The sequence below is a fragment of the Isoptericola maris genome, from assembly GCF_048065335.1.
In the GTDB taxonomy this organism is placed as follows: domain Bacteria; phylum Actinomycetota; class Actinomycetes; order Actinomycetales; family Cellulomonadaceae; genus Isoptericola; species Isoptericola rhizosphaerae.
This window is the reverse complement of the sequence record NZ_JBLUNY010000001.1, coordinates 781,578-806,346: the sequence shown is the minus strand read 5'-3', so window position 1 is coordinate 806,346 and position 24,769 is coordinate 781,578. Positions and strand designations below refer to the sequence as shown.

The 24,769-nt window shown below is 72.2% G+C and carries 26 protein-coding genes and 3 tRNA genes; 15 read left to right on the top strand and 14 right to left on the bottom strand.

Annotated elements, in window-relative coordinates; all coding sequences use genetic code 11:
* Window positions 1–117: 117 nt before the first annotated feature.
* The 3 genes from ACH5HR_RS04020 to ACH5HR_RS04010 form a co-directional block, all read right to left on the bottom strand.
* Entirely contained in the window at window positions 118–840 is a 723-nt protein-coding gene (locus ACH5HR_RS04020) for a lytic polysaccharide monooxygenase (protein WP_416476352.1), read from the bottom strand.
* A 138-nt stretch (window positions 841–978) separates the two neighbouring features.
* Window positions 979–1,722, bottom strand: a complete 744-nt coding sequence (locus ACH5HR_RS04015; RefSeq protein ID WP_416476350.1) for a phosphotransferase — start codon at window positions 1,720–1,722, stop codon at window positions 979–981.
* 20 nt (window positions 1,723–1,742) lie between these two features.
* Window positions 1,743–2,714, bottom strand: a complete 972-nt coding sequence (locus ACH5HR_RS04010) for an EamA family transporter (RefSeq protein WP_416476348.1) — start codon at window positions 2,712–2,714, stop codon at window positions 1,743–1,745.
* Between the two features lie 39 nt (window positions 2,715–2,753).
* On the opposite strand from ACH5HR_RS04010, the gene ACH5HR_RS04005 reads away from it, so the two are divergent.
* A complete protein-coding gene (locus ACH5HR_RS04005; protein WP_402370870.1) occupies window positions 2,754–3,293 on the top strand; it encodes a CGNR zinc finger domain-containing protein in 540 nt (179 codons plus the stop codon).
* Window positions 3,294–3,299: 6 nt separating this feature from the next.
* Here ACH5HR_RS04005 and ACH5HR_RS04000 read toward each other — a convergent pair whose 3' ends face one another.
* Window positions 3,300–4,229 carry a 3-methyladenine DNA glycosylase gene (locus ACH5HR_RS04000; protein ID WP_416476346.1) on the bottom strand — a complete coding sequence of 310 codons (930 nt, stop codon included), beginning with the start codon at window positions 4,227–4,229 and terminating at the stop codon, window positions 3,300–3,302.
* Between the two features lie 54 nt (window positions 4,230–4,283).
* On the opposite strand from ACH5HR_RS04000, the gene ACH5HR_RS03995 reads away from it, so the two are divergent.
* The gene (locus ACH5HR_RS03995) at window positions 4,284–4,448 is read left to right on the top strand and encodes a hypothetical protein (protein ID WP_416476345.1); all 165 of its coding nucleotides are present in this window, start codon (window positions 4,284–4,286) and stop codon (window positions 4,446–4,448) included.
* 17 nt (window positions 4,449–4,465) lie between these two features.
* Here ACH5HR_RS03995 and ACH5HR_RS03990 read toward each other — a convergent pair whose 3' ends face one another.
* Entirely contained in the window at window positions 4,466–5,599 is a 1,134-nt protein-coding gene (locus ACH5HR_RS03990) for a heparan-alpha-glucosaminide N-acetyltransferase domain-containing protein (protein ID WP_416476344.1), read from the bottom strand.
* Between the two features lie 224 nt (window positions 5,600–5,823).
* Here ACH5HR_RS03990 and ACH5HR_RS03985 point away from each other — a divergent pair, with 224 nt between their 5' ends.
* Window positions 5,824–6,642, top strand: coding sequence for a class I SAM-dependent methyltransferase (locus ACH5HR_RS03985; protein ID WP_402372070.1), 819 nt, complete (start codon window positions 5,824–5,826; stop codon window positions 6,640–6,642).
* A gap of 75 nt (window positions 6,643–6,717) precedes the next feature.
* Here the strand turns inward: ACH5HR_RS03985 and ACH5HR_RS03980 are convergent, their stop codons facing one another.
* Window positions 6,718–7,635 (bottom strand): DUF4190 domain-containing protein, encoded by a 918-nt coding sequence (locus ACH5HR_RS03980; RefSeq protein ID WP_416476343.1) that lies wholly within the window; start codon window positions 7,633–7,635, stop codon window positions 6,718–6,720.
* A 100-nt stretch (window positions 7,636–7,735) separates the two neighbouring features.
* On the bottom strand, window positions 7,736–8,236 hold the full coding sequence (locus tag ACH5HR_RS03975; RefSeq protein WP_416476341.1) for a DUF4190 domain-containing protein: 501 nt from the start codon (window positions 8,234–8,236) through the stop codon (window positions 7,736–7,738).
* A 98-nt stretch (window positions 8,237–8,334) separates the two neighbouring features.
* Here ACH5HR_RS03975 and ACH5HR_RS03970 point away from each other — a divergent pair, with 98 nt between their 5' ends.
* The 3 genes from ACH5HR_RS03970 (at window position 8,335) to ACH5HR_RS03960 (ending at window position 11,379) form a co-directional block, all read left to right on the top strand.
* Window positions 8,335–9,120 (top strand): fumarylacetoacetate hydrolase family protein, encoded by a 786-nt coding sequence (locus ACH5HR_RS03970; protein WP_402370885.1) that lies wholly within the window; start codon window positions 8,335–8,337, stop codon window positions 9,118–9,120.
* A gap of 61 nt (window positions 9,121–9,181) precedes the next feature.
* On the top strand, window positions 9,182–10,633 hold the full coding sequence (gltX, locus tag ACH5HR_RS03965; protein ID WP_416476340.1) for a glutamate--tRNA ligase: 1,452 nt from the start codon (window positions 9,182–9,184) through the stop codon (window positions 10,631–10,633).
* Window positions 10,630–11,379 (top strand): HAD family hydrolase, encoded by a 750-nt coding sequence (locus ACH5HR_RS03960; RefSeq protein ID WP_416476338.1) that lies wholly within the window; start codon window positions 10,630–10,632, stop codon window positions 11,377–11,379. The genes gltX and ACH5HR_RS03960 overlap by 4 nt, the downstream gene beginning before the upstream one ends.
* Before the next feature lie 32 nt (window positions 11,380–11,411).
* Here the strand turns inward: ACH5HR_RS03960 and ACH5HR_RS03955 are convergent, their stop codons facing one another.
* Window positions 11,412–12,497 carry a YeiH family protein gene (locus tag ACH5HR_RS03955; protein ID WP_416476336.1) on the bottom strand — a complete coding sequence of 362 codons (1,086 nt, stop codon included), beginning with the start codon at window positions 12,495–12,497 and terminating at the stop codon, window positions 11,412–11,414.
* Between the two features lie 69 nt (window positions 12,498–12,566).
* On the opposite strand from ACH5HR_RS03955, the gene ACH5HR_RS03950 reads away from it, so the two are divergent.
* A complete protein-coding gene (locus tag ACH5HR_RS03950; RefSeq protein WP_416476334.1) occupies window positions 12,567–13,466 on the top strand; it encodes a LysR substrate-binding domain-containing protein in 900 nt (299 codons plus the stop codon).
* On the opposite strand, the gene ACH5HR_RS03945 is transcribed toward ACH5HR_RS03950, so the two are convergent.
* Window positions 13,435–14,199 (bottom strand): class I SAM-dependent methyltransferase, encoded by a 765-nt coding sequence (locus ACH5HR_RS03945; RefSeq protein WP_402370897.1) that lies wholly within the window; start codon window positions 14,197–14,199, stop codon window positions 13,435–13,437. The genes ACH5HR_RS03950 and ACH5HR_RS03945 overlap by 32 nt on opposite strands.
* A 197-nt stretch (window positions 14,200–14,396) precedes the next feature.
* On the opposite strand from ACH5HR_RS03945, the gene ACH5HR_RS03940 reads away from it, so the two are divergent.
* The 3 genes from ACH5HR_RS03940 (at window position 14,397) to ACH5HR_RS03930 (ending at window position 14,766) form a co-directional block, all read left to right on the top strand.
* Window positions 14,397–14,468: transfer RNA gene (locus ACH5HR_RS03940), tRNA-Gln, on the top strand.
* A 97-nt stretch (window positions 14,469–14,565) separates the two neighbouring features.
* Window positions 14,566–14,638: transfer RNA gene (locus ACH5HR_RS03935), tRNA-Glu, on the top strand.
* 55 nt (window positions 14,639–14,693) lie between these two features.
* Window positions 14,694–14,766: transfer RNA gene (locus tag ACH5HR_RS03930), tRNA-Glu, on the top strand.
* Window positions 14,767–14,835: 69 nt separating this feature from the next.
* On the opposite strand, the gene ACH5HR_RS03925 is transcribed toward ACH5HR_RS03930, so the two are convergent.
* From ACH5HR_RS03925 to ACH5HR_RS03915, 3 genes are all read right to left on the bottom strand, one after another.
* Entirely contained in the window at window positions 14,836–15,699 is an 864-nt protein-coding gene (locus ACH5HR_RS03925; protein ID WP_402370900.1) for a PH domain-containing protein, read from the bottom strand.
* 2 nt (window positions 15,700–15,701) lie between these two features.
* Window positions 15,702–15,869, bottom strand: coding sequence for a hypothetical protein (locus ACH5HR_RS03920; RefSeq protein ID WP_402370902.1), 168 nt, complete (start codon window positions 15,867–15,869; stop codon window positions 15,702–15,704).
* A gap of 100 nt (window positions 15,870–15,969) precedes the next feature.
* The gene (locus ACH5HR_RS03915) at window positions 15,970–16,689 is read right to left on the bottom strand and encodes an IclR family transcriptional regulator (RefSeq protein ID WP_106268618.1); all 720 of its coding nucleotides are present in this window, start codon (window positions 16,687–16,689) and stop codon (window positions 15,970–15,972) included.
* Window positions 16,690–16,820: 131 nt separating this feature from the next.
* On the opposite strand from ACH5HR_RS03915, the gene leuC reads away from it, so the two are divergent.
* Both leuC and leuD read left to right on the top strand, forming a co-directional pair.
* Entirely contained in the window at window positions 16,821–18,296 is a 1,476-nt protein-coding gene (leuC, locus tag ACH5HR_RS03910) for a 3-isopropylmalate dehydratase large subunit (protein ID WP_416476333.1), read from the top strand.
* 28 nt (window positions 18,297–18,324) lie between these two features.
* The gene (leuD, locus tag ACH5HR_RS03905) at window positions 18,325–18,963 is read left to right on the top strand and encodes a 3-isopropylmalate dehydratase small subunit (protein ID WP_402370909.1); all 639 of its coding nucleotides are present in this window, start codon (window positions 18,325–18,327) and stop codon (window positions 18,961–18,963) included.
* A gap of 165 nt (window positions 18,964–19,128) precedes the next feature.
* On the opposite strand, the gene ACH5HR_RS03900 is transcribed toward leuD, so the two are convergent.
* Window positions 19,129–19,992: an LLM class flavin-dependent oxidoreductase gene (locus tag ACH5HR_RS03900; protein WP_416476331.1), complete on the bottom strand. Its 864-nt coding sequence runs from the start codon at window positions 19,990–19,992 to the stop codon at window positions 19,129–19,131.
* Window positions 19,993–20,108: 116 nt separating this feature from the next.
* On the opposite strand from ACH5HR_RS03900, the gene rnhA reads away from it, so the two are divergent.
* Both rnhA and lpdA read left to right on the top strand, forming a co-directional pair.
* Window positions 20,109–20,543 carry a ribonuclease HI gene (gene rnhA / locus ACH5HR_RS03895; protein ID WP_402372072.1) on the top strand — a complete coding sequence of 145 codons (435 nt, stop codon included), beginning with the start codon at window positions 20,109–20,111 and terminating at the stop codon, window positions 20,541–20,543.
* Between the two features lie 68 nt (window positions 20,544–20,611).
* On the top strand, window positions 20,612–22,015 hold the full coding sequence (lpdA, locus tag ACH5HR_RS03890) for a dihydrolipoyl dehydrogenase (RefSeq protein WP_416476329.1): 1,404 nt from the start codon (window positions 20,612–20,614) through the stop codon (window positions 22,013–22,015).
* 237 nt (window positions 22,016–22,252) lie between these two features.
* On the opposite strand, the gene ACH5HR_RS03885 is transcribed toward lpdA, so the two are convergent.
* Window positions 22,253–23,254: a LacI family DNA-binding transcriptional regulator gene (locus ACH5HR_RS03885; protein WP_416476328.1), complete on the bottom strand. Its 1,002-nt coding sequence runs from the start codon at window positions 23,252–23,254 to the stop codon at window positions 22,253–22,255.
* 195 nt (window positions 23,255–23,449) lie between these two features.
* Here ACH5HR_RS03885 and ACH5HR_RS03880 point away from each other — a divergent pair, with 195 nt between their 5' ends.
* Window positions 23,450–24,769: an ABC transporter substrate-binding protein gene (locus ACH5HR_RS03880; protein ID WP_416476326.1), complete on the top strand. Its 1,320-nt coding sequence runs from the start codon at window positions 23,450–23,452 to the stop codon at window positions 24,767–24,769.

Here is a 24,769-nt window from a genome sequence, read left to right as displayed (position 1 = left end):
GCTGACCCCCCGCCTGGCCGGGGGGGTTGGTGTGGTGGGATGTGGTTGGTGTGGTCGGCAGCTCGAACTGCCGACCAGAAGACGAACTGCCGACCAGATCTGCTCAGCAGGCCCGGATCAGCAGGCGCCGAGGTCGCTCCACACACCCCACTGGCCGGCGGAGGACGGGTCCTCACCGCGGGTCCACCACTTGGCCTGGTAGGTGCGGCCGTCGTGGGAGACCTGGTCGCCCCCGAGGTACACGGCGCCCGGCTCCCAGGCCGCGGCCTCACAGTCACCCGGCTCGGGGTCCGGCGTGGGGTCCGGGTCCGGGTCGCCGCCGCCGTTGCCGCCGACCGTCACGTCGACGCAGGCGTAGAAGGCCATGGCGGTGTCCGCGACGTTCCAGCGGGCGAGGATCGTGTGGTCACCGGCGGGGAGGCTGTCGAGCGTGTGCTCGACGACGGCGCCAGGTTGCGCGCCGCCGTCGTCGATGGTGCGGTGCAGCACCCCGTCCACGAAGTACTCCCAGGTGCTGGTGGAGTGCATCGCTTTGATCTGCCACCGCATCGTCACCGAGGAGTCCACGGTGGTCCGGGGCCACGGCTTGCTCTCGTCGTCGAGGATCTCGAACCCGCCGCCGCCGGAGCACTGCATCGACCCCTTCGGGGCTTCGACGCTCTGGGGCTCGTACTGCAGAGCTCCGCAGTCGAACGACAACGTCCCGTTGCTGCAGTGGTCCTGGCGGCTGGGTGGGTTGGTGACCCAGCCGTGGGCGGCGGCCGTGGGGGCCAGCGCCAGGGGTGCGAGCAGTGCCACCAGGCCGGTCACGGCCGCTACCAGTGCTGTGCGCCATCGCATCGTTGCGTCTCCTGTTCGTCAGGTTTCTGGACAAATTCGACGCTAGGCCGCAGCAATAGTCTGCGCATCGGGTGAAACCCGTCAACGTCGCGCCCGCGGCGGGTGCTCGCTACGGGTTCTCCCGTACGGTGCGCGTGATCAGCCCAGGTTCCACAGGTGCCGGTAGAAGGCGATCCGCTCCGCGTCGGGTGCGATGCCGTACGCCGCGAAGAAGGCGGCCTCGTGGTCGCCGGCGTAGTTCCAGCCCAGACTCATGCTCGCCGTCGCCAGATCCGCCCAGCGATCGCCCACCCCGAGCGTGCCGAGGTCGACGTGCCCGGCCGGTGCGCCGTCGTCGGCCACCAGGGTGTTCGGTGCGCAGGCGTCCCCGTGGCAGACGACGAGGCGGTCCACGGCGGGGATCGGGCCGAGCCTCTCGCGCGCGGCGGCGTCCAGCCGGTCGGCGCGCTCCTGAGCGCTCCAGGAGAACGGGCACGCGTCCACCGGCAGGGAGTCGTGCAGGGCCCGCAGTCCGGCCCCGATCGCGCGGGCGGCCTCGTCGGGCCGCGCCTTCCAGGCCGGGTCGACGGCGGATCGCCCCGGCAGCGCGGCGGTGACGAGCCACGCACCGTCCTCGTCGCGACCGCTGCCGAGCACGCGGGGCACGACGGCGTAGCGCGCCGCCCAGGCGAGGCGTGCGGTCTCGGCGGCGAGGTCGAGCTCGGGCGTGCCGTGCGCGACCCATTTGACGTACCGCGTCCCGGCCGCGCCGACGAGGCGGAAGGTGAGCCCGCCGAGCTGGTTGCGCCACACGGGGGTGACGTCGTCGTCGGTGGCGAGCGCCCGGACGGCGGCCGGGACGGCGACAGGTTCCCGGGGAGCGGAGGCGAGGGGGAGGGCCATGCCGGCCATCCTCGCCGAGGTCAGGCGCTCGTGGCGAGGGCTCCCGCGCGGCGGGCCGTCGCGGCCTCGCCCTGCTGGACCACGACGACGCCGGCGAGCACGAGCGCTCCGCCCACCAGCTGGACGGCGCTCGGCAGCTCGCCGAGCAGCGCCCAGGCGAGCAGCACCGCGCTGAGCACCTCGAGCAGGCCCATGAACGCGGCCACGCGTGCACCGAGCCGACGTCCGGCCGCGATGCCGGTCACGTAGGCGACACCGGCCGTCACGAGACCGAGGACGGCGAGCACCTGCCACCAGGGCACCGCCGCCGTGCCGAGCGTGGCAGGTGCCGTCGACGCGGTCACGGGCAGCAGCCCGACGGCGGCGAGCGCCCCGAGCGCGACCGCTCCGACCGTGAGCCCGCCGGCGGCGAGGCTGAGCGGCGGCAGCCCGGTGTCCGCCCGGGCGTTGATGAGGAAGTAGGCCGAGGCCCCCACCATCGCGCCGAGCGCCCAGGCCGTGCCGACGAGGGAGACACGCGCGCCGGTGAGGTCGAGAACCAGGACGAGGCCGGCCAGCGCGAGCGCGATGCCGCCGAAGGTCGCCGGCGCGGGTTGCTGGCCGTGGCGCAGCCAGAGCCAGACGACGACGGCCACCGGTGCCGAGTACTCGACCAGCAGGGCCGGGCCGACCTGCATGTGCTGCACGGCGGCGAAGTAGCAGAACTGGGTCGCGGCGACGCCGAGCAGCCCGTAGAGAGTGACGAGCCGGACGTTGCGGCGGACGGCGTCCCAGTCGCCGCGCAGCGCCGCGATGCCGAACGGCAGCAGCACCAGGGCGCCGATCGTGATCCTCACGAGGACGACGGCACCGGGGCTCCAGCCGGTGTCGAACAGGGCGCCGGCGAGCGGTCCGGAGAGGCTGAAGCTGATCGCCGAGACGACGGCGAGAGCGAGCCCCGCGCTGGTCCGCGGACGGCGCGCGGCGGAGACGTCAGGCGTCATTTGCTTCATGGCTCATGACACTACGGTCGCTCTTGATAACGTGTCAACATGTCTTTCACTCCTGACGCCGTGGAGGCGCTGCAGTCTGCGACGGAGCTCGTCAACGCTGCCGAGCCGCCGGCCACCCTCACCACGGTGGCGGAGCTCGACGCGTTCTTCCGGCGCCACCGCTACACCGGGCGCCTCGACGGCACCGAGGGTGAGCTGGACGCCGTGCTGGCCCTCGCGCCACGGCTGCGGGAGCTGCTGCTCGCCGACCGTGACGACGTCGCACCGCTCGTCAACGCGATGCTCGCCGAGGTCGGCGCCGTGCCGCGCCTCGTCCGCCACGAGCACGAGGACTGGCACCTGCACGCCGTCGAGGACGACGCCCCGCTGGCCGACCGCATCCTCGCCGAGACCGCGATGGCCATGGTCGACGTCGTCCGTGCCGACGAGCACTCCCGGCTGGACGTCTGCGCCGACGCGGACTGCTCCGGCGTCGTGCTCGACCTCTCGCGCAACCGGTCGCGACGCTACTGCTCGGTCACCTGCACCAACCGCAACGCCCAGGCGGCGCACCGCGCGCGCCGGGCCGGAACCGCCTGACGCCGGTCAGTCGGCCAGCAGCCGGTCGCACACCTCGACGATCCGGAGCCGCAGGGCGTTCGCGCGATCGGCGAAACCGCGCTGGCGGCGCACGTACTCGGCCTTGCCCTCGGGCGTCTCGACCGACACCGCCTCGACCCCGTACGAGGACACGTCGTACGGCGAGGCCGCCATGTCGGTGTAGCGGATGTCGCGGGCCAGCTCGAAGGAGTCCAGCAGGAGGTCACCGGGCACGGCGGGCCCCAGCTTGGACACCCACTTGTACAGGTCCATGTTGGCGTGCAGGCAGCCCGGCTGCTCCATCGCGACCTGGCGCTCGCGGGTGGGGCGCAGCCCGTTGGCCTCGCGGGCCTCCGGCGTGAAGAACCGATAGGCGTCGAAGTGGGAGCAGTCGATGCGGTGGGACTCCACCACGGCGTCGGTCCCGTCATGGCCGAGCCGCAAGGGGAGCGGGTGCCGGTGGTCGCGGCCGGCGGCGGCGTCCCGGTACACCATGGCCCACTCGTGCAGCCCGAAGCAGCCGAACGTCCCCGGCCGTGCCGCCGTCGCCCCGACGAGCGAGCGGACGTAGCGCACCGCCTCGCCCCGGTCGGCGAGGAACGCGGACACGTCCAGCGTGGCGCCGTCCGCGCCGTCGGGCAGCGTCGTGCCACGGTACCAGCGCCACCCGTACCGCTCGTCGCCGTCGGGTACGGGGACGACGGCGCCCGCCCCGGCGTGCCACCGCCGCAGGTGGCTCACCCGCGTCGGGTAGTAGGTGAAGAGGAAGTCCTCGACGGCGTGCTTCTCGCCCCGGTCGCGGGCGTCGCGCCAGACGGCCGTCAGTGCGTCCGCACGGTCGGCGTGCTCGGCGGCCCGGGTGCGCCAGTCGCGTACGACGGCGGTACGCGGCAGGCGCTCGGGGGCCTCGGCGGGTGCGGGGACCGGTGGCGTCACCCTGCCAGAGTAGGTCGGTCCGGCGTATGATCGAAGGGACGGGAGGTGGTGATGATGGCCACCATCGGAACGCAGTCGGACCTCGACGCGGAGCAGGACGGCATCAAGCCCACGCCACACGTGCCCCAGGACTCCTGGATCCAGCAGCACGGCCCCGCCGTGGGACTGCTCGTCGGCCTCACGGCTCTGCTCTGGACGCTGTTGCGCTACGCCGGCTGACGGTGCCCGGCGGCTCCTCAGGCCGCCGGACGGTCCGTCGTCGGGGGTGGTGCCGTCCGCCGCGCCACGCCGGTGATCGCCCGTTCGAGCGGTCCGCGCCCGAGGAGCGCCCGCCAGGCGCTCGCCGCCACGAGGGTCACGAGGACCAGCGCCGTCAGCGGCCCGTTGGTCGTCGCCTCCACCAGGTCCCACCGCCAGATCGCGACGATCTGCAACGAGTAGACCGTCAGCGCCATCGACCCGACGGCGGCCAGCGGCGCGAGCACGACCGACCCGATGCGTCCGGCGTACAGGCACAGACCGAGCACCGTCAGCGCGAACCCGCCCGATCCCACCACCTCGAAGAACGTGTCGTCGTGCGGCCCGGACCGGACGAGGTACCCGGCGGCGGACCCCGGATCGAACTCCACCGCCAGCGACGAGGAGGCGAGATATCCGACCGCGGTCGCCGCGAGCCCGCCGGTCACCATCCGGCCGCGCAGCCGCGCGGAGCGCAGGTCGCACCGACCGATCGCCATCCCGGTGAAGACGTACGCCATCCACACCACGGCGGGGTAGTGGCCGGTGACCAGGAAGTCCGTCAGTGCGCCGGAGCCGTCCCGCGGCACCCGCAGCCCGGCCCGGCCCAGGTGCTCCGGCACCCAGTAGGCGAGCAGCGGGCCGACGACGGTGACCGCCGCGGCGGCGAGGGCCAGCCGGCGCGGACCCCAGCGCAGGAACGGCAGCGCGAGCACGAAGTAGGCGGCGTAGAACCCGAGGATGAGCAGCACGCGCGTCCCGAGCAGGTCGAGGAGACCCACGAGGGCGAGCAGCAGCACGGCCCGGACCAGGAGCCGGGCGCGCGCGTGCACCAGGGCGTCACCGGTCAGGGGGCGGGGCCCGCCGGTGACGACGGCGAGCGAGACGCCCGCGACGAGCGCGAACAGGATCGACGAGCGCCCGTCCGCGACGGTGAGCCACACCGTCGGACCCTCGACGACGCCGACGTGCGCCGTGAACATGCCGAGGACCGCCAGGCCGCGGGCGACGTCGAGGCCGGGCACCCGGCCGGGACCACCGCGCAGACGCGTGCCGGCCCGGCGCAGGGCCGGGACGAACCTGCGGGACGCGGCCGGTGCGTCCGGGGCCGGTGCGCCTTCGTCGGAGACCATGCGCCGATGATCCCGCAGCGTCCGTCTCGTGAGAACAGGGTGTCTCGGCGCGGCGCGTTCACTAGGTTGGGCACATGAGCGATCTGCCGATGGAGTCCGAACCCGAGTTCCCGGAAGCGCCGAGCTTCGGCAGCCCGTCCGACGGACCGAGCGGGAGCGCCTCCGACGAGCCGCACGGCGCCGCACTCTCCGACGCGATCGAAGCCCCGAGCACCCACCAGACGGTGCCGAGCCAGGAGTCCGAGTCGTACACGCACGGGCACCACGAGTCGGTGCTGCGCGCGCACCGGGCGCGCACCGCGCAGAACTCTGCCGGGTTCCTGCTGCCCCACCTGCGCGACGACATGCACGTGCTCGACGTCGGCTGCGGGCCGGGCACCGTCACCACCGACCTCGGCCGCATCGTCGCGGGTGGCGACGTGGTGGGCGTGGACGCCTCCGAGACGGTGCTCGACGCCGCCCGCTCGCACGCGGAGGCGATCGGTGCCCACAACGTCCGCTTCCAGCAGGCCAACGCCTACGAGCTGCCTTTCGACGACGACACCTTCGACGTCGTCTACGCCCACCAGCTCTTGCAGCACCTGTCGAACCCGGTCGCGGCGCTGCGCGAGATGAAGCGGGTCGCCAAGCCGGGCGGTCTCCTCGCGGTGCGCGACGCCGACTACGCCGCCATGGCCTGGTACCCGGAGTCCGCCGGCCTGCGCGAGTGGAACACGCTCTACCACGAGGTCACGCACGCCTACGGGTTCGAGCCCGACGCCGGCCGCCGCCTCTTCTCCTGGGTGCTGGACGCCGGCTTCGACGTCTCCGGGACCGTGCCGAGCGCGTCGTCGTGGTGCTACGCGACGCCCACCGACCGTGAGTGGTGGGGTCAGCTCTGGGCCGAGCGGTGCGTCGAGTCGAACTTCGCGCGGCAGGCCGTCGAGTCCAACCTGGCCGACGACGTCGCGCTCGAGCAGCTCGCGCAGGACTGGCTGACCTGGGCGCACTCGCCGGACGGCTGGTTCGCCATCCTGCACGGCGAGGTGCTGGCCCGGGCCTGAGGTCCCCCGCACGCGCACGCCCGCCCCCGTCGAGCACCTCGGCGGGGGCGGGCGTCGTCACCGGGCGAGATCGGCTCAGCTGGTGACGGTGAGCGTCTCGTACTCCAGGAAGCCCGGCTCCAGGTCGACCTGGACGTCGCCCGTGTCCGCGACCATGTACGCGACCGAGAAGGTCAGCGACTTGCCCGGCTGGATCTTCGAGCTCGGCATCATGTCGATGCCGTCGTCGTACACGGCCATGGACTCCGACCCGCCCGAGGCGACGATCGGGTACATCAGGACCGGGTCGAAGACCTCGTCCGTGTCGTTCGCGATCGTGACCTCGAAGACGACCGGGGTGCCCTCGCCCTCGGCGCCGACGGCGTACTCACCGGGCGTGAACTCCTCCGGGGCGGTCACGGTGACGGCCAGGCCGTCGGCGTAGGTGTACGTCTCGTCGAAGCCGACGACACCACCGGCGTTGGTGGCCTCTCCCGACGTGATGGCGTCGACGTCCTCGGAGTCGATGCCGGCGTCCTCGAGGGACTGCTCGATCAGGCTGGTCTGCTCCTCGACGGTGCTGCTGACGAACGCCGCGGTCACCATCGAGATGACGATGGACAGCGCGATCGCCACGACGGAGAGCGCCGTACCGATGATCGCCATGACCTTGCCGCCGCCCGTGCCCCGTGCCGCCTTGACGATGGCGATGATGCCGAGCACGACGCCGACCACGCCGATGACGGCCGAGCCGATGTTGAGGAACGGGATCCAGCAGCCCAGCAGCGCCACGATGCCCAGCACGAGCGCCGTGATGGCCAGCCCGCTGCGCTCCGACGCCGGCCGCGGCTGCGGCGGCCCGTAGGGACCCGGTGCCGGAGGCTGCCCGCTCGGCGGTGCCGGGGCAGCCGGCTGGTTCCCGTACGGCGTCGGCGCGCCGTGGTCGGTGTAAGGGCTGGGCGGTGCGGCGGGCTGGCCCGTCGGGCCCTGCGCGTCGTAGGAGGGCGTGCTCATGCGTCGTCCTTCGTCGGGGGATGGAGGACGTGACGATACCGAGCGTGCGCGGCGTCCGGCCGGAGCGCCGCGGGTGAAATGTCGCGGCTGTCCCGTCGGGTCAGCTGTTCTCCATCTCCATCTCCATGTCCTGCTCGAGCTCCTGCAGGATCTCGGGGTTCTCGTCGATGAACGTGGAGCCGGCGTTGAACGCGATCACGTTGACGACGATCGAGAGCACGATCGCCAGGACGCTGAGCGCCGCACCGACCATCGCCATGACCTTGCCGCCGGCCTCGCCCTTGGAGGCCTTCGCGATCGCGACGATGCCGAGGATCAGCCCGACGAGACCCATGATGATCGAGCCGATGTTGAGGACCGGTATCCAGCAGCCGAGCAGCGCCAGGATGCCCAGCACGAGCGCGGCGATGGCCAGCCCGCGCTTCTCGGTGGGAGGCTGCTGACCGTAGGAAGGCCCGCCGGACGAAGGCTGACCGGGGGCGGGCTGACCGTACGGCTGCTCGCCGTAGGGCTGCTGGGCCGGCTGTCGACCGGGCTCCTGGCCGTAGGGCTGCTGGCCGTAGGGCTGCTGGCCGGGCTGCTCGGGAGGAGGCGTACTCATGGGTCTCCTTCGTGGAGGGTCGTCTGGAACGGCCGCCCGGCGTCGCCCGCGACCGCACTGTGCATGGTGACATTACCCCGGACCGTTAGCCTTGACCTGTGCGCATCGCGAGATTCACCACCGGCGACGACCCCCGCTTCGCCTTCGTCCAGTCCGAGGGGGACACCACCTATCTGGCCGTGCTGAGCGGTGATCCGCTCTACATGCCGGCCATGCCGACGGGGGAGCGGGTCGAGCTCGGCGACGGCGTCCGGCTCCTCGCACCGGTCATCCCGCGCTCGAAGGTGGTGGCCGTGGGCCGCAACTACCTGGACCACGTCCGGGAGATGGGCAGCGAGCCGCCCACCGCGCCGCTGCTGTTCCTCAAGCCGAACACCTCCGTCGTCGGCCCGGACGACCCGGTCGTGCTGCCCGACTGGACGCAGGAGGTCTCCTACGAGGCCGAGCTCGCCGTCGTGATCTCCAAGCTCTGCAAGGACGTCGAGCCGGAGAACGCCCGCGCCTACGTGCTCGGGTACACGGTCGCGAACGACGTCACCGCCCGGGACGCCCAGCGGACCGACGACCAGTGGGCGCGCGCCAAGGGCTTCGACTCGTCCTGCCCGCTCGGTCCCTGGATCGAGACCGACCTGGACCCGGAGGACGTCGCGGTCCGCTCGCGCGTCAACGGTGCGCCGAAGCAGGACGGCCGTACCTCGCAGATGATCTTCGACGTCGAGTATCTGGTGTCCTACGCCTCGAAGGCGATGACGCTGCTGCCGGGCGACGTGCTGCTCACCGGCACCCCGGCCGGTGTCGGCCCGATCGAGGCCGGGGACCGCGTGGAGTGCGAGGTCGAGGGCATCGGGGTGCTCGCCAACCCCGTGGTGCGGCGCGAGGTCTGAGCGGCGCCGCGTCCGGCGCCCGCGTGCGATGCGTCGCGTCGTCGCCAACTAGGCTGTGCCCGTGACCCCCGCAGCTGGTAGTTCCGACGTCCGTGTCCGCTTCGCCCCGTCGCCGACGGGCATGTTCCACGTGGGCGGCGCGCGCTCCGCGCTGTTCAACTGGGCTGTCGCCAAGCAGACGGGCGGGACGTTCGTGCTGCGCATCGAGGACACCGACACCTCCCGCAACAAGCCCGAGTGGGTGGACGGCATCCTCGCCGCCCACGCGGCGCTCGGCATGCACGCGGACGACCCGACCTTCGAGGGGCCGTACTTCCAGTCGGCCAACGTCCAGAAGCACGGTGAAGCACTCAGCAGCCTCCGTGAGGCCGGCCGCGCCTACTACTGCGACTGCACGCGCGACGACGTGGCCGCGCGCACGGGCAACAAGCAGTCGGGCTACGACGGCTTCTGCCGCGACCGGGGCCTCGAGGAGGCGCCCGGCCGCGCGCTGCGCTTCCGGACGCCGGACGACGGCGAGACCCGCGTGGTGGACCTCATCCGTGGCAACCCGGTCTTCCCGAACGACGCGATGGAGGACTTCGTCGTGGCGCGCGGCGACGGGTCGCCGGTGTTCCTGCTGGCGAACGTCGTCGACGACCTGGACGAGGGCATCACCCACGTGATCAGGGGCGAGGAGCACCTGTCGAACACGCCCAAGCAGCAGCTGCTGTGGGCCGCGCTCGGTGCCGAGCCGCCGGTCTGGGCGCACCTGCCGGTCATCGTCAACGAGAAGCGGCAGAAGCTCTCCAAGCGCCGCGACAAGGTGGCGCTCGAGGACTACCTCGCCGAGGGCTACCTGCCCGCCGCGATGGTCAACTACCTCATGCTGCTCGGCTGGGCGCCGGGCAACGACGAGGAGATCCTGCCGTTCGACGAGATGATCTCCCGGTTCCGCATCGAGGACGTGAACAGCGCCTCGGCGTTCTTCGACCTCAAGAAGCTCGCCGCGTTCAACGGCGAGTACATCCGCGCGCTGTCCGTGGACGAGTTCGTCGCCGCCGTCGGGCCGTGGCTGCGCGCCCCGCACGCCCCCTGGGCCGAGGAGCGGTTCGACGCCGCCGCCTTCGCCGCCGTCGCACCGCTCGCCCAGTCCCGGGTGGCGCTGCTCAGCGACATCACCGACAACGTCGACTTCCTGTTCCTCGACACGCCGGTCGAGGACGAGAAGTCGTGGAACAAGGCCATGAAGCCGGGCGCCGTCGAGCTGCTGACGGACGTGCGCGCCGTGCTCGCGCAGCTCGAGCCGTGGGAGGCGGAGCCCTTGAAGGACGCCGTCGCGTCCACGGGCGAGAAGCACGGGCTCAAGCTCGGCAAGGCGCAGGCGCCGGTGCGCGTCGCCGTGACCGGCCGCACGATCGGCCTGCCGCTGTTCGAGTCGCTCGAGGTGCTCGGCCGCGAGCGCACCCTCGGCCGGATCGACGCCGCCCTGGCCCGCCTCGCGGAGAACCCGCCGCAGGCTCCCGCCCGGTGACGGCGTTCGGGGCCGTCGGCGGGCGGGTCGACGCCGTCCTGCTGGACGTGGACGACACCCTGGTCGACACCAAGGGTGCGTTCGCGACGGCGCTCGCGGCCGTGGCGCAGGCGCACCTGCCCGGCGACGTCGACCATGCCTCGGTGCTCGACCACTGGCGGGCCGACCCGGCGGGTCACTACCGCGCCTACACGCGCGGCGAGACGGACCACCGCACCCAGCGCCGGCTCCGGGCCGACCTGCTGCACCGCACCTTCGGGGGAGCTCCGGTGGGCGAGGACTCGTTCGACGCCTGGGACGAGCTGTTCTGGGGCACGTTCGAGCGGTCGTGGCAGCCGTTCGACGACGCCGTGCCGTGCGTGGACGCTCTGCGCTCCGCGGGCGTCCGCGTCGGGGTGGTGACGAACGCCGCGGTCGCCCTGCAGGAGCGCAAGCTCGCCGCCGTCGGGATCGATCTGCCGGTGCTGGTCGGGCTCGACACGCTGGGCTACGGCAAGCCGCACCCGGACGTGTTCGTCGAGGGTGCCCGGCGCCTGGGCTCCGCGCCCGAGCGCACCGCCTACGTGGGCGACGAGCCCACGATCGACGCGCGGGCGGCGCACGACGCCGGTCTGGTCGGCGTGTGGGTCGACCGCCCCGGCGCCCGCCGGGCCGACGAGCACGCGGTGGACGCCGACGCGCTGCGCTCGGCCGGGATGGTGGTCGTGACGGGCCTCGGCGAGGTGCCGCCCGCCCTCGGCCTCTGAGGTGTCGCGGCCCGGCGGGCGCCGGGAACCGGTCAGGGCACCAGCAGCAGGACGGCGCCCAGCGCGGTGCCGGTGACGACGACGGCGGAGCACGCGCCGAGCAGCAGCGCCCGCCCGCCGGTGCGCACCAGCCGCGGCACGTCGACGCCCAGTCCGAGCGCGAACATCGCGGCGACGAACAGGGTGGTCGTGACGAGAGCGGCCGCGTCGAGCATCGGGTCCGGGACGGCGCCGAGGCTGCGCAGCACCACGGCGCCGAAGAACCCGAGCACGAACCCGGGGACGAGCGGCGGGCGACGTCCGCCGTCGTGCCGTGCCGCTCGTGCGGTGAGCGCCGCACGGCGCGACCGGAGGGCGCCCGTGCCGGCCACGAGCGGCGCGAGGAGCACGACCCGCGCCAGCTTGGCCACCGTGGCGGTGGTGAGCGCCGTGGCGCCCGCCAGGCCGCCCGCCGCGGCGACGACCTGGGCGACCTCCTGCACGCTCGCGCCGATCCACACGCCGGCCTGCGTGCCCGTGAGGCCGAGGAGCCCGGCCAGCCGGGGGAGCACGACCACGGCTGCCGTCCCGTAGAGCGCGACGAGTGCGAGGGCGACGGCTGCGGCGTCCTGCGGGGCCTCGTCGTCGCGGCGCCGGGGGAGGCGGTCGAGTATCCCTGCCATGGCGGACACGGCGGCGGCGCCGCAGACGGAGAACCCGGTCGCGACCAGGAGCGTCGTGTCGCGCGGCACGCCGAGCCGGGGGCCGAGCGCGACGGTGGCGCCGAAGGTCGCCGTGAGGGTGAGCGCCACGACCGCCAGGCCCCGCCACCCGAGCCCGAGGACGTCGCTCAGCGCGAGCTGCAGGCCGAGGAGCACGACCCCGGCGCGCAGCACGTGCCGCGCCACCCAGCCGGTGCCCGGCTCGACGGCGCGGGCGAGCCGGGCGGCGTGCCGTCGGCCGGGAGTGCGGTCCTGCCGACCGCGTGCGCCGAGCGCCGAGCCGCACGCGGCGCCCAGCAGCAGCGCCAGGACGAGCGGCGACACGGAGGGAGCCGCCCGGGCCAGCAGGGGAGCGAGCCCGAGCAGGGTCGCGGTCGCGCCGGCGGTCAGGGCGAGGCCGGGCGCGAGTCGGGGCATGCGACCACCCTCGTCGCGTCCGGAGCCGGCCGGTAGGGCGAGGTCGTGATCCATCCATAGACTCGCCCTATGGTGGATCGGACGTCGCTGGCCTCGCTGGAGCTGCTCGTCGCCCTGGACACGCACGGTTCGATCAGCGCCGCCGCGCGAGCGCTCGCGATCGCCCAGCCGACGGCGTCCGCGGGCCTGCGCCGGCTGGAGCGGCGCCTGGGTCTGGAGCTCGTGACGCGCGGCTCGCGTGGCACCGCCCTCACCCCGACCGGTCAGGCGGCCGCCGGCTGGGCGCGCGAGGTCGTCGAGGCGTCCCAGCGCTTCGAGACGGCGGCCGCGGGGTTGCGCGCGGGGCCGACGACGGCGCTGCGGGTCGCCGCGAGCCTGACGGTCGCGGAGTACCTCGTGCCCCGGTGGCTGGCCCAGCTGGCCGTGCAGGGGAGCGGCGAGGACGTGGAGCTGCTGGTGCGCAACTCGCACGACGTCATGGAGCTCGTGCTGGAGGGCGGCGCCCAGCTCGGCTTCGTCGAGAGCCTCGGGGTGCGGCGCGGGCTGCGCAGCCGGACCGTGGCCCACGACGAGCTCGTCGCCGTCGTGGCGCCGGGGGATCGCTGGGCGCGGCGTCGGTCGGTGGGGCCGGGGGAGCTGCTCGCCGGCCGGCTGGTCCTGCGCGAGACCGGCTCGGGCACCCGGGAGATCCTGGAACGGGCACTCGCCGCCGTCGGCGAGAGCCTGCCCGCCCACCTGCCGACCCTGGGCTCGACGTCGGCGCTCAAGGCGGCCGTGCAGCACGGCGGCCAGGTCGCGGTGCTGTCCGGGCTCACGGTGGCCGACGACGTCGCGGCGGGCAGGCTCGTCGCGCTCGGGGTCGACGGCCTCGACCTGACGCGACGGCTGCGGGTCGTGTGGCGCGACGGGGCGGCGCCGTCGGCTGCGGCCCGCCGGCTCAGCGCCGTCGCGCGCGGTACGCCGTCGTGACGTAGGGCATGGCGATCTCCTGCGTCCCCGCGAGGTCGGGGTGGGTGACGACGAGGTCGTCGACCCGCTGCAGCAGCTGGTCGCGCTCGGGTTCCGGCAGGGTGAGCAGGTAGCTGCGGGAACCGGCGAGCGCGCGCAGGTCGGCGGTCGGCAGGTGGTGCAGCCAGCGGAACTCGGCGACCTCGATCTCGCCGAACGAGTCGTCGAGGGTCGGGGCGCCGCTGCTCTGGTCGCTGTCCGGCTGGAGCTGGTCGCCGGTGTGCAGGATCTCGCCGAAGCGGCCGACCCAGTCGATGCGCTCGTCGCGGTCGTTCCAGACGACGGCGAGCGTGCCGCCCGGCCGCAGGACGCGGGCGATCTCGGCCGACGCGCGAGCCTCGTCGAACCAGTGCCAGGCCTGCCCGACCACTGCGGCGTCGATCGAGGCGTCCGGCAGCGGGAGGTTCTCGGCGGTGCCCACGTGCGCGGTGACGTCCGGCAGGGTGGCGACCAGCTCGTCCAGCATCGCCGGGGAGGCGTCGACGGCGACGACGTCCAGGCCGCGATCGACGAGCCGCCGCGTGAGCAGACCCGTGCCGGCCCCCAGGTCGAGGACGTGGGCGGCCTCCGGCGGGACCATCCAGTCGACGGCGTCGGCCGGGTAGGTGGGGCGCACCCTGGCGTACACGTCCGCGCCGGTCGAGAAGGAGGCGGCGCGGTCGGAGGGTGATTGCGGGTCGGGAGTCGACGGCATGCCAGCAGCGTCCCACGTCCGGGCCCGGCCGTCAGCCGGTCCGCCCGGGTGCGGGCGGCGGGGACCCGGTGGGACGTGACGAAGGGCACCGAGGATCGAGTTTGGATCCAAGCGGCCGGTCCGGTAATGTTTCGGGTCGTTGGGCCGTACGGAAACCGGCGTTGAAGTCGGATATGTCCGGGTAGGTCCGAACACCATGGGGTATGGTGTAATTGGCAGCACGAGTGGTTCTGGTCCACTTAGTCTAGGTTCGAGTCCTGGTACCCCAGCGCAGTGTTCTTCCGCGCCTCTCCTCGGGATCCTTGGTCCTGCACGGTGCGCTAGAGTACTCACGGCAAATCGGCCCTCGCGGTCGAGGAACCATAGGCCCCCATCGTCTAGCGGCCTAGGACGCCGCCCTCTCACGGCGGTAACGCGGGTTCAAATCCCGCTGGGGGTACGCATCGGTCCGTTCGAGGATCGTCGCACCGGCTCCGGCGACGGAGTCACGTCCGGCCCCCATCGTCTAGCGGCCTAGGACGCCGCCCTCTCACGGCGGTAACGCGGGTTCAAATCCCGCTGGGGGTACAGAGCACGAGGCCCGGTCCTGACGGACCGGGCCTTCGTCGTTCCCGCACGTTCGTGCGTGCGGCGGGCTCAGAGGAAGGGCTCGGGGACCGTGGGGCCGGCGCCGCTGCTGGTCGGCGGCTCGTACAGGTCCTGCTTCCGCTTCACCGGGAACAGGCCGCGGCGGCGGGTCCGTGAGCGGGGCCCTTCCTGGGCAGGCGGCGCTTCCGGATCGAACGGTGCGACGTCGACGTGGTGGTCGGCGCCCTGCGCGGGGCCGGTGCTCTGCGGGTGGTCGATGCCCTGCGCAGAGCTGTCGGGGCCCGGCTCGCGATACTCTGCCGGCCCGGCCTGCCCGACCGTCGGGAGCTCCGCCGTCGTCGGTCGGGGTTCGCGCTTGCCCACGGGGACGATGGCCGGGGGAGTCGGTGCCGGGCGAGCCTCGGGCGTGCCGGATTTGTTGGGGAAGAAGATGGTGTCCGTCAGCTTGCGGTAGGTGACGTCCGGATCCGGGACGTAGTTGACGCGGCTCAGCGCCTGGTCCTGGCCGGCGGACTCCATCACGAACCGGCCGTAACCCAGCACCTGCCCCATCGGGGTACGGGTGTAGCTCATGTCCGTGACCTTCAACATCGGCATCATGGCCACCTTGTGGACCACGAACCCGTAGGTGAGCAGCAGACGCTTGTCCGTCGCGACGAACCACTGGTAGTTCCACTCGGCCCACCTCAGGGCGAGTCGGCCCGCCGGCAGCAGCCACAGGACCCAGACCCCACCCATGCCGGTCGCCTGGTGCAGCAGCGCGACGACGACGGTCGCGGCCACGGTCGTCAGGATCGGCTCGAGCAGTGTGGCCCAGTGCAGGCGCGACGCGAACACCGCCCGCTCGTGGGCCAGCACGTAGCGGCGCAGGTGGCGGTGCGCGCGCACCGCTCGGTCTGGTGCGTTGTCCACGGCTACGACGTCAGGTTGGCGAGAAACTCCCCGAAGCTGCCGAACGCGTTGGCGATCACGTCCCAGATCGCCTTGATGATGTCCGCAGCGCGGTCCGGGCTCGTCACGATCGCGTAGATCAGAAAGATCACGACGAGCCAGATCAGGAGGGTCTTGGCCTTGGCCGGCATCGGGTCCTCACGCCTCTCGGTCGGCGGGGCAGGGTCGCCCCGCTGGTCGGGAGCCTACTGACCTGCGGGGCGACCCCGCGACAATCAGTTCGGCGCGCCGTCACTCGCCGGCGCGCTGCAGCACCTCAGTGAGGCGGTTGGCCGCCGCGACCACGGACGCCGAGTGCAACCGGCCCGGTTGACGGGTGAGCCGCTCGACCGGTCCGGAGACCGAGACGGCTGCGACGATCCGCCCGGACGGCCCGCGGACCGGTGCCGACACCGAGGCGACGCCCAGCTCGCGCTCCGAGACCGACTGCGCCCAGCCGCGCCGTCGGACGCCGGAGAGGATCGTCGCGGTGAAGACCGCCTCGCGCAGACCGCGGTGCAGGCGGTCGGGCTCCTCCCAGGCGAGCAGGATCTGGGCCGCGGAACCGGCGTGCATCGTCAGCGTGGCGCCGACCGGGATCGAGTCGCGCAAACCGACGGGACGCTCGGCGGCGGCCACGCAGACGCGATGGTCGCCCTGGCGGCGGTAGAGCTGCGCGGACTCGCCGGTGTGGTCGCGCAGGGCCGTGAGCACCGGGTTCGCGGCGGCGAGCAGGCGGTCCTCGCCGGCGGCCGTCGCGAGCTCGTTGAGGCGCGGGCCCAGCACGAACCGGCCCTGCATGTCACGGGCCACGAACCGGTGATGCTCGAGCGCGACCGCGAGGCGGTGCGCCGTCGGGCGGGCGAGGCCGGTCGAGGAGACCAGCTGCGCCAGGGTGGCGGGACCGGCCTCGAGTGCTCCGAGTACGGACGCGGCCTTGTCCAGTACGCCGACTCCGCTAGTATCGTCCATAGGTCGATACTGACGTCTCGCTTGGTGAGATTGCAAGTTCTACACAAACTTCGGTTCGTGGACAGGGCGTCGGATCGCGTACCCACACGTCGACGACAGCCACCCACAGGTGGCAGAACGAGGAGCTCGAGATGGCCGGCACGCTGGCAGAGAAGGTCTGGGAGGCGCACCTGGTGCGCCAGGGCGCCGAGGGGGCACCGGATCTGCTCTACATCGACCTCCACCTCGTGCACGAGGTGACGAGCCCGCAGGCGTTCGAGGGTCTCCGCCTCGCCGGCCGCCCCGTGCGGCGCCCGGACCTCACCATCGCCACCGAGGACCACAACACGCCCACGCTCGACATCGACCTGCCGATCGCGGACCTCACCAGCCGCACGCAGATCGACACGCTGCGCAACAACGCGGCCGAGTTCGGCGTGCGGATCCACTCCCTCGGCGACGCCGACCAGGGGATCGTCCACCAGGTGGGCCCCCAGCTCGGGCTGACCATGCCGGGGCTGACGGTCGTGTGCGGCGACTCGCACACCTCCACGCACGGTGCCTTCGGTGCACTCGCCTTCGGCATCGGCACCTCCGAGGTCGAGCACGTGCTCGCCACGCAGACGCTGCCGCTCGCACCGTTCAAGACCATGGCGATCACGGTCGACGGCGAGCTGCCCCCGGGCGCCACATCCAAGGACATCATCCTGGCGATCATCGCGAAGATCGGCACCGGCGGCGGGCAGGGCTACGTGCTCGAGTACCGCGGCGAGGCCATCCGCAAGCTCTCGATGGAGGCGCGGATGACCATCTGCAACATGTCCATCGAGGCGGGTGCTCGCGCGGGCATGATCGCTCCCGACGAGACCACGTTCGAGTACCTCCGGGGCCGCCCGCACGCGCCCGAGGGGGAGGACTGGGACGCCGCCGTCGAGTACTGGAAGACGCTGCGCAGCGACGACGACGCCACGTTCGACGAGGAGGTCGTGCTGCGCGCCTCCGACCTCGAGCCGTTCGTCACCTGGGGGACCAACCCGGGCCAGGGCCTGCCCCTCTCGGCGAACGTGCCCGTCCCGGCCGACATCGCCGACGAGGGCGAGCGCGTCAGCGCCGAACGGGCGCTGGAGTACATGGGCCTCGACGCCGGCATGCCGCTGCGCGACGTCAAGGTCGACACCGTCTTCATCGGTTCCTGCACCAACGGACGCATCGAAGACCTCCGGTCCGTCGCGAAGGTCCTCCGCGGCCGCGCGAAGGCCGAGGACGTGCGTGTGCTCGTCGTGCCGGCGTCGGCCCGCGTGCGCCTGCAGGCCGAGGCCGAGGGGCTGGACGTCATCTTCAAGGAGTTCGGCGCCGAGTGGCGCAACGCCGGGTGCTCGATGTGTCTCGGCATGAACCCCGACCAGCTCGCGCCGGGCGAGCGCGCGGCGTCCACGTCGAACCGCAACTTCGAGGGCCGGCAGGGCAAGGGCGGTCGGACGCACCTCGTCTCGCCGCTGGTCGCCGCCGCGACCGCCATCCGCGGCACGCTGTCCTCGCTGTCCGACCTCGACCTGGAGGGCGACGTCGACCTGACCACGTTCGACGGCACCCCGCTGGCACCGCTGACCGCCCCGTCGTTCGTCTGAGCCCCCCGCGCTTTCTACAGGAGTCACCATGGAGAAGATCACCACCCACACCGGCGTCGGGGTGCCGCTGCGCCGCAGCAACGTCGACACCGACCAGATCATCCCGGCCGTCTACCTCAAGCGGGTGACGCGCACCGGGTTCGAGGACGCGCTCTTCGCGGCGTGGCGCAGCGACCCGTCGTTCGTGCTGAACCAGGAGGCGTACTCCTCCGGCTCCGTGCTCGTGGCCGGCCCCGACTTCGGCACCGGGTCGTCGCGCGAGCACGCCGTCTGGGCGCTCAAGGACTACGGGTTCCGCGTCGTGCTCGCCTCCCGGTTCGCCGACATCTTCCGCGGCAACTCCGGCAAGCAGGGTCTCGTGGCCGGCATGGTCGCCCAGGAGGACATCGAGCTGCTCTGGAAGATCCTCGAGGCCAAGCCCGGCACCGAGGTGACCGTGGACCTCGAGTCGCGCACCGTGCACGCCGACGACGTCACCGTGCCGTTCCAGATCGACGAGTACACGCGCTGGCGGCTCATGGAGGGCCTGGACGACATCGGCCTGACGCTGCAGAACGAGCCCGACATCACCGCCTTCGAGGAGACGCGCGCCGCGTGGCGCCCGAAGACCCTCCCGGCCAAGCACCTGCCGAAGGTCGACATCGAGCCGGCGCGGCCTGTCTCCTGACTCTCGTGTCCGGCTTGCGTCCACGGGCGGGCTGACGATGCCGCGCGCGGTCGCGCTCACGGGCGCTGCGCGCCCTGCGCTTCCCGTCTGACGACCGCGCGCGGCATCGTCAGCCCGCCCGTTCGTGCGTCGGTGTCGTGGAGCGGTGCCCGGCAGCGGGGGTCGTCAGAGGCTCGGCGGGCCTTGGCGCACCCGCTCGAGAAGGCTCTCGGGCGTCGTCGTGGTGGGGTCCCACCAGGACTCGACCCACCAGGTGGCGCCGGCCTCGGCCGCCGTGCGCGCCTGCACCTGCGCGACGGCGGGGTCGGCGTCGAGCCGACCCTGCATGACGACGTCGTAGGTTCCGGCGCCGCCGTCCCGGTGCTCGGCGATCCAGTCGACCAGCTCGCGGATCTGCTCCGGGCCGGCCTCGGCGTCCTCAGGGGAGTCGCCGCGCACCTGCGGCACCATGCCGTCCCACCGCAGGGCACGGTCGAGGCTGCGCCGAGGCGGGCGTTCCGCGTCCCAGACTGCCACCGGCCAGACGGGGACCCGCCCGTGGACCGGTGGGACGGGGAACTGGAACGTGCCCGTGGTGACGTGCTCGCCCGACTGCTCGAACGAATCGCCGGACCAGGAGCGCTCGAGCCACGCCAGCACCTCGTCGAGGGCGTGCGCGCGCTCGCGCAGCGTCGACGGCTGGCCCGGCACGGAGGTGAACGCGCGGTCCATCGGGACGCCCACACCCACGGGGAGCACGAGCCGCCCACCGGAGAGGTGGTCGACCGTCAGGATCTGCTGGGCCAGCTCCCAGGGACGGCGGCGGGGGAACGCGAAGACCATCGCGCCGAGGATGATCCGCTCGGTCACCGCGGCCGCGGCCGCGAGCATCCCGAACGGGTCGAACGTCGGCTGGGCGTCGAAGCCCTCGACGTCCAGGCTCACACCGTCCCAGGTGAAGAACCCGTCCCAGCCGTGAGCCTCGCACTCCTGGGCGAGCCGCACCTGCTGCGTGGGGCTCCCGTAGCTGCCGATGAAACCGAACTTCATGACGTGGCCTCCCGCCGTCGTCCCTGGTTCGTGTCGATGTCGGGACGCTACGCCCGCCCACCGACACACCGGTCCCGGCGGGTCACGGTGGGACATAGGGTGACCGCGTGAGTGACATGCCGATCGTGGAGATGTGGACCGACGGGGCCTGCAAGGGCAACCCGGGGCTCGGGGGATGGGGTGCTCTGCTGAAGTCCGGCGAGCACGCCAAGGAGCTGTTCGGGGGAGAGAAGCTCACCACCAACAACCGCATGGAGCTCACCGCGGTGGTCGAGGCGCTGCGCACGCTCAAGCAGCCGAGCGCCGTCACGGTCCACACCGACTCGTCGTACGTGATGAACGGGATGAAGACGTGGATCGCCGGCTGGAAGCGCAACGGCTGGACGACGTCGGCCAAGAAGCCCGTCAAGAACGTCGACCTGTGGCAGGCGCTCGACGCCGAGGTGGCGCGCCACCAGGTCAGCTGGGTGTGGGTCAAGGGGCACGCGGGGGACCCGGGCAACGAGCGGGCCGACCAGCTCGCCAACGACGGCGTCGACTCGGTGCGCTGAGGCGCCGTCGGGCGCGGTGCGACACAGATCACGCCGCGCCGGTCACCGAGACCTCATAGGGTGGCCTCATGGCTTCCCACTACGACGTCGTCCTCCTCGGAGCTGGCCCCGGCGGCTATGTCGCCGCGATCCGTGCGGCACAGCTCGGCAAGTCCGTCGCCATCATCGAGGAGAAGTACTGGGGTGGTGTCTGCCTCAACGTGGGCTGCATCCCCTCCAAGGCGCTGCTGCGCAACGCGGAGCTCGCCCACCTCTTCAACCACCAGGCCGACTTCTTCGGCATTTCCGGTGATGTGACGTTCGACTTCGGCAAGGCGTTCGACCGGTCCCGCGACGTCGCGGACGGCCGGGTCAAGGGCGTCCACTTCCTCATGAAGAAGAACAAGATCACCGAGTACGACGGTCGCGGCGCGTTCCGCGACGCCAACACGATCGAGGTGACCCTGAACAAGGGCGGCACCGAGACCGTGACGTTCGACAACGCGATCATCGCGACCGGATCGAAGGTCCGCCTGCTCCCGGGCGTCGAGCTCTCCGAGAACGTCGTGACCTACGAGAAGCAGATCATGACCCGTGAGCTGCCGAAGTCGATCGCCATCGTCGGCGCCGGCGCCATCGGCATGGAGTTCGCCTACGTCATGAAGAACTATGGCGTGGACGTCACCATCATCGAGTACCTCGACCGCGCCCTGCCCAACGAGGACGCCGACGTCTCGAAGGAGATCGCCAAGCAGTACAAGAAGCTGGGCGTCAAGATCCTCACCTCGACGGCCGTGCAGACCGTCGAGGACAAGGGCTCGTCCGTCACCGTCTCCTACCAGGGCGTCAAGGACGACAAGCCCGGCTCGCTCGAGGTCGACAAGGTCCTCATGGCGGTCGGGTTCGCGCCCAACGTCGAGAACTTCGGGCTGGAGAACACCGGCGTGCAGCTCACCGAGCGCGGCGCCATCGCCATCGACGACCACATGCGCACCAACGTGCCGCACCTGTACGCCATCGGCGACGTCACCGCGAAGCTCATGCTCGCCCACGTCGCCGAGGCGCAGGGTGTCGTCGCCGCCGAGACGATCGGCGACGCCGAGACGATGACGCTGGGCGACTACCGCATGATGCCGCGCGCCACGTTCTGCCAGCCGCAGGTGGCCTCCTTCGGCCTCACCGAGGCGCAGGCCAAGGACGAGGGCTACGACGTCAAGGTGTCCACCTTCCCGTTCATGGCGAACGGCAAGGCGCACGGCCTCGGCGACCCGGTCGGGTTCGTCAAGCTCGTCGCCGACGCGAAGTACAACGAGCTGCTCGGCGGCCACCTCATCGGGCCCGACGTCTCCGAGCTGCTGCCCGAGCTCACGCTCGCCCAGAAGTGGGACCTCACGGCCGACGAGGTGGCGCGCAACGTGCACACCCACCCGACGCTGTCGGAGTCCGTCCAGGAGGCCATTCACGGCCTCGCGGGGCACATGATCAACTTCTGATCGCCCGCCCGACGGCGGTAGCGCCGTCGCGCTGAGAGGCCCGGCCCCGCTCGTCGAGAGCGGGCCCGGGCCTCCGTCCTCCCCGCCTCCGTCATCCCCGCTGCCCCCGGACCCCGCCGTGGGGGGGGGCGCCCCCCCCCCGCGGGCGGGGCGCGCCGGCGGGGGGGCACGACACGCCGCGGTTCCCTGGGAGCAGGCGGCGTGTCGTGCACCCACAGCGGTGAGGAGGACTCGTCGTCACCTCGGACGGCGCGTGCTCCCGCGCTCCACCAGGGCGACGTCGCCCACGACGTGCTCCGGCCCGGCGCCCCGGTCCTCGAGCTGACGTCGCAGGAGGCGCAGCGCGTGAGCCACCATCGCGTCGTGCCCCGGGTCGACGCTCGTCAGGCCGGGCCAGACGTGCTCCGAGATCCGCAGGTTGTCGAACCCGACGACCTGGACGTCGTCGGGCACGCGCCGGTCCACGTCGCGCAGGCCGGACATGGCGCCGATCGCGATCTCGTCGGTGACGCCGAGGACGCCGTCGACGGCGAGCCCGCCCGCGATCCGATCGGCGATCGCGGAGCGCGCCTCGGCGATCGAGAAGAACTCCAGGGGGATCACGAGCTGCGGATCCGGGTCCAGCCCGGCGGCGTCCAGCGCGTCGGCCCAGCCCTGCGCCCGCGACGACGCCATGTCGAGGTGGGGTGCGTCGAGCCGGCCGCCGAGCACCGCGATGCGCTGAGCCCCGCCCGCCAGCAGATGCTCGGTCGCGAGCCGAGCTCCGGCCACGTTGCCCATCTTGATGCTGTGGTAGCGGTCGGGCACGTCCTGCTCGCCGAGGAGCACGATCGGGACGTCGGGGTGGATGCGGTCGAGGTCGCGGAAGTCGAGGCCGACGGCGCTCAGCAGGACGCCGTCGTACTGCTGGAGGCGGGCGAGCGAGAGGGCGGAGAGCTCACGTTCGCGGTTGGCGCCGGACTGCTCCACCACCAGGTGCAGGCCCTCGGGGGCGAGCGCGTCGGATATCCGGGCCGCCAGCTCGCTGTAGTACTGGTGGTCGAACCGCGGCACGATGAGGCCCACCGTGCCGGTCCGCCCGGTGCGCAGCCGCCGCGCGGTCAGGTTGATCTCGTAGCCGAGCTCGTCGACGACCTCCAGCACGCGCAGCCGCGTCTCGGCGCCGACGTTGGGGCGCCCGTTGAGCACGTTCGACACGGTCATCAGGGAGACCCCGGCAACCCGGGCCACGTCGCTCATCTGGGTCGTCCGTTTCTTTCCCACGACGGGTCACTCTGCCAGGCCCGCTCAGGTCCGCACATCTTGGTCTCGCGCCCGGTCACGGAACGGTGACGATCAGTGGCCTCTCTTGACGGCCTGGGAGTCGTGGTGGTGAACTCTCGATCGCGAGGTTTAACGTTATACCCCGCCGGCAAACAAAGGAGATTGTCAACGATGACCCCCAACAACCGCCGTAAGGCCGCAGGCGCTGCGGCCGGCATCCTCGCGGGAGCGCTCGTGCTCTCGGCATGTTCCGGCACCCCCGATCCCGGCGGCACCGAAATCGCCGAGGGCGAGCCGTACACCCTCACCGTGTGGACCAACTACACGACCGGGCCCGGCAAGGCGTGGTTCGACGACGTGGCCGCCCAGTACGAGGCAGCGCACGAGAACATCACCGTCGAGGCGCAGCACATCCAGAACGAAGAGGTCGACGGCAAGCTGCAGACCGCGCTGAACTCGGGCGACGCGCCCGACGTCTTCATGCAGCGCGGTGGCGGCAAGATGAAGGACATGGCCGCCGCCGGCCAGCTCGCGGACCTCACCGGGACCGCCGTCGACGCCCCGGAGCTGCGCGAGCAGCTCGGCGACGCTGCGTACGAGGCGCTCACGGTCGACGGCGAGCTCGTCGCGGGCCCGCAGCTCATCCAGCCGGGCGGCATCTGGTACAGCCAGGACCTGTTCGCCGAGGCTGGCATCACCGAGACGCCCGAGACGATGGACGACCTGTACGACGCCGTCGATAAGCTCAAGGCGGCGGGCATTACGCCGATCGCCCTGGGCGGCAAGGACGCCTGGCCCGCGGCCCACTGGTTCTACTTCTTCGCCCTGCGCGAGTGCTCGCAGGAGACGCTGACCGCGACGAACGAGTCGCTGGACTTCTCGGACGAGTGCTACCTCCAGGCCGGTCAGGACCTCGCGGATCTCGCGGCGGTCGAGCCGTTCAACGAGGGCTTCCTGTCGACCTCGGCCCAGCAGGGTGCCAGCAGCTCCGCCGGGCTCCTCGCCAACCACCAGGCCGCGATGGAGCTCATGGGCGCCTGGCAGCCCGGCGTCGTCACCTCGCTCACGCCCGACGAGGAGCCGCTGCCGGACCTCGGCTGGTTCCCGTTCCCGCAGCTGCCTGACGGCGGCGGCGACCCCGGCGCGTTCATGGGCGGCGGCGGTGGCTACTCGTGCTCCGTGAGCGCCCCCAAGGACCTCTGCGCGGACTTCATCGCCCTGATGAACTCCCCGGAGAACCAGGAGACCTTCTACGCGGCGTTCGGGACGATCCCGCTGAACAAGGAGGCGAAGGACGCTGTCACCGAGCCGTACAACATCCAGATGATGGAGGCGCTGAACAACGCCACCTACGTCTCCGACTGGCTCGACACCAACTACGGCCAGAACGTCGGCACCGCCCTCAACCAGGCCGTCGTCGAGCTCCTGGCCGGCAACACCGACGCGGAGGGCCTCGTCCAGGCGATCACGGACGCTGCGGCCAAGGGCTGA